Below are 507 nucleotides of genomic sequence, written 5' to 3'. Positions count from 1 at the left end.
TTTTTTCTCTCAGCTTATCGGATACCAGCTCTGGCGTTCGTAATGCTCGCGACACCGTCATCGTGCCTACGCCTGCTTGTTTGGCGACATCAGCCAAAGTGACATTGCCGGTACTTCTTCGTTTGCGAGGTTCGCTCATTGTTTTTATTTAATGTTCTCTAATTTCAGCTGCGACATCTTATCACAGCGCTTTAATGGTTTTGATATTAGCGCATTAGAACTCGAACACCAGCACATGAAACTTCGATGCCTGATAAAAATGATAGCGCTATCAGATAGCGCTACCATTTGTGATCACTCTCAGGTTTTTCTGGCAAATTGATCGATAAAGTACGCAGCAACAAAACAACAAATCGGAAACATTCCAATGCTACGTGAACTGATTACCTCTGATGTCATTCGCATCCATTCTGACGCAACCGACTGGAAAGATGCGATCAGCAAATCTTGTGAAGCTTTGATTGAAAATGGCGCGATAGAACCAAGTTACGTTGAAGCAATTTACCG

At 43.2% G+C, this 507-nt stretch carries 2 protein-coding genes; one reads left to right on the top strand and one right to left on the bottom strand.

What is annotated here, in order from left to right:
- The coding region (locus tag R7Q11_RS29650; RefSeq protein WP_225467401.1) for a LacI family DNA-binding transcriptional regulator at positions 1 to 139 on the bottom strand (139 nt) is incomplete at its 3' end.
- A 228-nt stretch (positions 140 to 367) separates the two neighbouring features.
- On the opposite strand from R7Q11_RS29650, the gene R7Q11_RS29645 reads away from it, so the two are divergent.
- Positions 368 to 507: PTS sugar transporter subunit IIA (locus tag R7Q11_RS29645; RefSeq protein WP_225467400.1), on the top strand; the 140-nt coding region annotated here is incomplete at its 3' end.

This window comes from Vibrio sp. 970 (assembly GCF_033339075.1).
The sequence above is the reverse complement of the archived record's forward strand: the minus strand, read 5'-3'. Positions and strand labels throughout refer to the sequence as shown.